Source organism: Brenneria alni, assembly GCF_003666245.1.
GTDB classification, from domain to species: Bacteria; Pseudomonadota; Gammaproteobacteria; order Enterobacterales; family Enterobacteriaceae; genus Brenneria; species Brenneria alni.
This window is the reverse complement of record NZ_MJLZ01000077.1, coordinates 1-4,568: the sequence shown is the minus strand read 5'-3', so window position 1 is coordinate 4,568 and position 4,568 is coordinate 1. Positions and strand designations below refer to the sequence as shown.

Genomic DNA, 4,568 nt, shown 5'->3' with positions numbered 1-4,568 from the left:
AGATATAACCTTTCATTTTCAGACTTTAGTTGCTGACAATCAGAATTATATTTTTCTATAAAACAAGAAGAATACCATGTCGCTCTTTCTATTCCGCTATATAGATCTGATGTAATGCTTATTGTATTATCTTTGATTTTATCAGCAATGCTATCTAAATGTGTCGCAAGAACTCTTTCAGATTCCATTTTATACTTTAAATATTCTGATAATTGCATTTTATATCCCTTCATCAGCTCATATTAAGCCTTCCATCTGTGTAGTTTACCTACAAAAATGATTAAACTTCAAGTGTGTTGTTAATCATTTTACTGTTATTGCGTTTTATATGACTTAAAGAGCCTTTCTTTGAATATTCCATCAGTTGTAGGGAGTATGCAGTAATTGATTTAATTGAAAATAATTTGATGACTAATTATAATAGTGCAATATAGGTATTGATTAAAAAAAAGCATCCAGACGGATGCTTTTGCTGCTATTATAAAATTGGACCACGTGTCCTTAAAAATAACAATAATAAAAAAGGAGGTGAGTTATGAAAAATAATCACCTACAAGTGCTAAGGATGGTAATTTTTATCAGCCTGCTCTTGTATAGCTCATCACTATACTAATTAATGCCGTACATTATTTCTTTTGTCAAATATAAATAAAAATAATTCCCCTGATGTTTTTATCGAGAAAGTGAATTAGCTTGAAGGTATCGCGGCTTTCCATTTTCCATCAACTTTAAAGAATTTAAACTCCATTGTTGATGCTTTTTCACCGATGAATGGGATCTTGGCGTTATATTCAATGGTGCATTTATAACCCCCATCGCTTTCTTGGTCTTTACAGCCAATTTTTTTAGCCGAATTAAACTTGATGGTCTCGATGCCTGATGGTGCTGTTCCATTTACTTCTTTAGTAAAGTTTTGCATTGCTTGTGTGATATCGCTATCTGATGGTTGGCTATCGCAACCAGTAAGGAAAAACGATAAAGCCAAAAACACTCAGTAATGGTAGTTTTTTATTCATCATGATATCCATTTAAATTTGCTTAAAAAATACCGGTTTTAACGTCGCTTTTTCCGGCGTTAAAAATGTAAGAACTAACTTTCTCGCCTTTAAACATCACCGTGAGAGATTTGGTCTGTGTGTTCGCACCACCGGCCAGAAGTCCGACAACAGGGATAAATGACGTGGCTTTTGACTGGCTGTTGTACATCGTGTAAGACCATTGTTCTTCACCGTCAATGAGGGAGCGACTGTCTGGTTCACCAAATGAAGCCAGCACGTCTTGCTTTGTGGTTTTACCCTTGATGATTTTTGACTTCACGCTTTCCTGCGTCTCATTTTTTAATGACTGATTGCCCACAGAAGAACAACCCACAAGAGACAGAAAAACGAATGCTGAGATGATGATTTTTTTCATGGTTTTTTTAACCTTTATTTTCATTGACGACCTGATCGAACACTTCCATCCATTGATTCATCTGTTTTTGAAGGTCCTTTAAGCCTTTCTGAGATTTAAAAGAACCTTCCTTAGGGAAAAACTGAATTTGCCATTCCGGGTTTTGAATATCTCTCATACTGATAAAAAATCCCGTTTCAGCTCTGTTTTTGAACATTCTCATGTTATTGATATTAGCGGCATTCAGACTTAATCCTGCACCTTCAATTTCATTTCCATGACTAATGTTATATTTCCACTCTTTAATGTCGTCAAATGAATAGGTTTTTTCATTATTGCCGTCTTTGAGAAAGATGAGTCTTTCTTTGCTGTCGAGTTTCATTGATGAATTAAGGAGTGTATGGCTATAACAACCATCATTACCATCGTTAAAATTATCGACAGTTGCCTTATTACTTAATTTCAGAGCATAGGAACTCAGCGCAGTAAAAAATAAAATACCACTGACAGGCATCCATAATAATCCTGCTTCCCAAAACGCACGCATTCCTCCAAAGTGGATTATGAGCATCGGAAGGGCAATAGCAATCCAAAGGCGCTTCATTTTAAAGAAATTGATAAAACTCATGTAATGAATTCCTTTTTTAAGGGGACTGTTTCCATTTTTTGAGAATTAAGCATATTGGCCATTGCAGCTTCTTCTTTCTTCTCGCGCCTGTAAGAGAAGAAAGCCCAAATGAGTAGCGGGACACTAATGGGTAGCCAGAGCCACCAAAGACGGATAGCACCAACCCAAAAAAACCAGTCAATTAATAGTGGAAGCAACAATGCAACCCAAAACCGTATCATGGCGAAAATGCTCATACAAGTTCCTTAGTAAATGAAAGTGAAAATCATATTCGTATGAAGCCGATTGCAAATGAGACAAGGTTTATCATTTCAGAACCTGCATATTAGTGTAATAAGTAAAACATGCTATAGAAATCGAAGCGATTAATGCCCAGACACAGCAACGTCAACCGTACCTGACCTATAATCCCTTTACTATCCTGAAAGTGCAGAAAAAATACCGCACCCGTTCAGAGCTGGAAGACAGTTATCGGGCAAAGTGGGTGAGAAACCCGTTATCGCCAAAAGACACGCTGGGACGCTTTCTGACGGCATTACACAACAAACGAAGCTTTAACCGCATTGTCTGTGATTATTTGCTTCTAACGGTGCTTTTAGGGGCGAGGAAGGAAGAAACCGCGTCATTGTGCTGGCGGGAAATACTGAGCGATGAAGAAGCAAGAACGACCAACTATGTCGATTTATGAGGTGCAGGATGAATATTGCTTATTTGAAACTACCAGTGAGTTTCAGATAAATCAAATTTGCCATTATTTATTCCTTAATGTTATCTATATTTCTGCCCATAAATCCTTGCTCCCTATGGCGCTGACTAATTTGTGCATTAATTATGATGCTCGGATGTCACTGGTGCGAATACTACGGCTATTAAGACCTTTTTCTACCGATATACTAGTACTGCGTTCCATGTCTGATCATCGTCGATTGATACAGAAATGCCAAACGCGGTGGTATTTTTCAGGCCTTATAAGTGGAAAGTAATATGCTGGTTTCACTACAGGAAATCCCCACGATACCACGGATATGTCCTAATGCGTGATTGAAAGACTCAAGATTGTCCGTACGTATCTCAGCCAGAATATCCCATTTGCCATTGGTGGTATGAAGGGAATAAACAGCGGGTTCCCATCGTAGTTCTTGCAGAATACTTTTCTGTCTTGCACCTTCAACGGCGATGCTCATCCAGGCGTGAATACGATTTTTCTCGTTTTCAGGTTTGATACGAATGGTATATCCCGAAATGATGCCTTCTTTTTCAAGATGTTCCATGCGTTTTTGCACTGTAGCCCGGGAAACTTTGATTCTTGTTGAGATCTCCGTCACGGACATACGGGCATTTTCCCGCAGCAAGGTGATAATTTGTTGATCAGTTTCGTTCATATGTCCAAAATGATTAATTGTGTTGACAATTAGATAAATTATATGCGGTTTTAATGGTTTTTAAAACTATTTTTGTCCAAAATGAACGCTCATAATACAGTGAAGTCATCGTTCTTCCTAATAATTGGAAACGTGGTAACGAAGTGGCTATCTGTTGAACTGAAAGTGGATTATTGTTGATTAGAATATAAGGAGCTAATAATGAAAACAGAAACGAAAGAAGCACCGATAAACATCCGGGCAAAGCATTCGCAACGTGAATTGATCGATTTGGCTGCTCGTTTACGGTGTAAATCAAGGACTGATTTTATTTTAGAAGCTGCATGTAGGGAAGCCGAGGAAGCTATATTGGAAAAGCACTTATTTGTTCTTACAGAGCAGCAATTTACCGATTTCATCTATATGCTTGATAATCAGGCTGATGCTTATAATAACGTCCAGCGTGTATTGGAAAGAAAATCACCTTGGGAGTAACTGCTGATGGGAAGGATCACTGCGCCTGCATTAATCGATAAAAACAGTTATATCAGTGACTTTAACTGTTTAAACTCATCGTTAAATGACTGGCTACTCAAGAAATCTTATATCAATAAGGAAAGCGGGCTATCATATACGTTTGTTGTTTGTGACAAATATACGCAACATGTTGTTGGTTTTTATACGTTATCAACTGGATTTGTCCAATACGCCAGTCATTCTTCACATATTGAAACAGTATCACCATTAAATATTTTGATTCTGGAGAGGCTGGCTGTTGATATGCGCTATCGCAAAAGGGGAATTGGCAGTGGATTATTAAAGGATGCTATACAGCGTAGTATGAGGATAGCCAGGTATTTTAATATTCGAGGGTTACTCATTAATGTTGCATCCGAAAAGGCAAAAGGGTTTTATACGCATATGGGGCTAGTGCCCACTGAATTTAGTCAGACTTCTTTGTTTTTTTCTATTCAATCTCCCGTGAATAATCTATCCAGCCTTCCGTGGCAGAAGTGCCGATAAGAAAAGTAGATAGTTAATCGACAAGTCTGCTTTACGTTTATTCGTTTGTGTGGAAAGTAAATGTATATCTTATCGGTCTCTTATACACATCTGAAAAAAAAAAGAAGATGTTGGTTGACGAGGGACTATTAATAAAAAACAAAAATATAATCTAATATACACTA

Annotated in this window: 7 protein-coding genes and 2 pseudogenes; 3 read left to right on the top strand and 6 right to left on the bottom strand. The window is 37.4% G+C overall.

Annotated elements, in window-relative coordinates:
- From BIY29_RS20095 to BIY29_RS19345, 5 genes and pseudogenes are all read right to left on the bottom strand, one after another.
- Positions 1–218 (bottom strand): annotated as a pseudogene (locus BIY29_RS20095) (hypothetical protein); the annotation flags it as partial.
- Between the two features lie 470 nt (positions 219–688).
- Positions 689–991, bottom strand: coding sequence for a hypothetical protein (locus tag BIY29_RS19360; protein WP_420808438.1), 303 nt, complete (start codon positions 989–991; stop codon positions 689–691).
- 47 nt (positions 992–1,038) lie between these two features.
- A complete protein-coding gene (gene bamE, locus BIY29_RS19355; RefSeq protein WP_147437184.1) occupies positions 1,039–1,356 on the bottom strand; it encodes an outer membrane protein assembly factor BamE domain-containing protein in 318 nt (105 codons plus the stop codon).
- A gap of 64 nt (positions 1,357–1,420) precedes the next feature.
- Positions 1,421–2,020: a DUF4755 domain-containing protein gene (locus BIY29_RS19350; RefSeq protein ID WP_121576646.1), complete on the bottom strand. Its 600-nt coding sequence runs from the start codon at positions 2,018–2,020 to the stop codon at positions 1,421–1,423.
- Positions 2,017–2,256 carry a hypothetical protein gene (locus BIY29_RS19345; RefSeq protein WP_121576645.1) on the bottom strand — a complete coding sequence of 80 codons (240 nt, stop codon included), beginning with the start codon at positions 2,254–2,256 and terminating at the stop codon, positions 2,017–2,019. Before BIY29_RS19345 ends, BIY29_RS19350 begins: the two co-directional genes overlap by 4 nt.
- A 101-nt stretch (positions 2,257–2,357) precedes the next feature.
- Between BIY29_RS19345 and BIY29_RS19340 the strand changes: the two are divergent.
- Positions 2,358–2,705 (top strand): annotated as a pseudogene (locus BIY29_RS19340) (integrase); the annotation flags it as partial.
- Positions 2,706–2,979: 274 nt separating this feature from the next.
- On the opposite strand, the gene BIY29_RS19335 reads toward BIY29_RS19340, so the two are convergent.
- Positions 2,980–3,402 (bottom strand): Lrp/AsnC family transcriptional regulator, encoded by a 423-nt coding sequence (locus tag BIY29_RS19335; RefSeq protein ID WP_121576644.1) that lies wholly within the window; start codon positions 3,400–3,402, stop codon positions 2,980–2,982.
- 201 nt (positions 3,403–3,603) lie between these two features.
- On the opposite strand from BIY29_RS19335, the gene BIY29_RS19330 reads away from it, so the two are divergent.
- Both BIY29_RS19330 and BIY29_RS19325 read left to right on the top strand, forming a co-directional pair.
- The gene (locus BIY29_RS19330; RefSeq protein ID WP_121576643.1) at positions 3,604–3,876 is read left to right on the top strand and encodes a type II toxin-antitoxin system TacA family antitoxin; all 273 of its coding nucleotides are present in this window, start codon (positions 3,604–3,606) and stop codon (positions 3,874–3,876) included.
- Positions 3,877–3,882: 6 nt separating this feature from the next.
- The gene (locus BIY29_RS19325) at positions 3,883–4,404 is read left to right on the top strand and encodes a GNAT family N-acetyltransferase (protein WP_121576642.1); all 522 of its coding nucleotides are present in this window, start codon (positions 3,883–3,885) and stop codon (positions 4,402–4,404) included.
- Positions 4,405–4,568: the final 164 nt, after the last annotated feature.

Coding starts and splice junctions, on each gene's coding strand:
- BIY29_RS19350 (WP_121576646.1), bottom strand. CDS start 2,020: ATGAGTTTTATCAATTTCTTTAAAATGAAGCGCCTTTGGATTGCTATT.
- BIY29_RS19325 (WP_121576642.1), top strand. CDS start 3,883: ATGGGAAGGATCACTGCGCCTGCATTAATCGATAAAAACAGTTATATC.
- BIY29_RS19330 (WP_121576643.1), top strand. CDS start 3,604: ATGAAAACAGAAACGAAAGAAGCACCGATAAACATCCGGGCAAAGCAT.
- BIY29_RS19345 (WP_121576645.1), bottom strand. CDS start 2,256: ATGAGCATTTTCGCCATGATACGGTTTTGGGTTGCATTGTTGCTTCCA.
- BIY29_RS19335 (WP_121576644.1), bottom strand. CDS start 3,402: ATGAACGAAACTGATCAACAAATTATCACCTTGCTGCGGGAAAATGCC.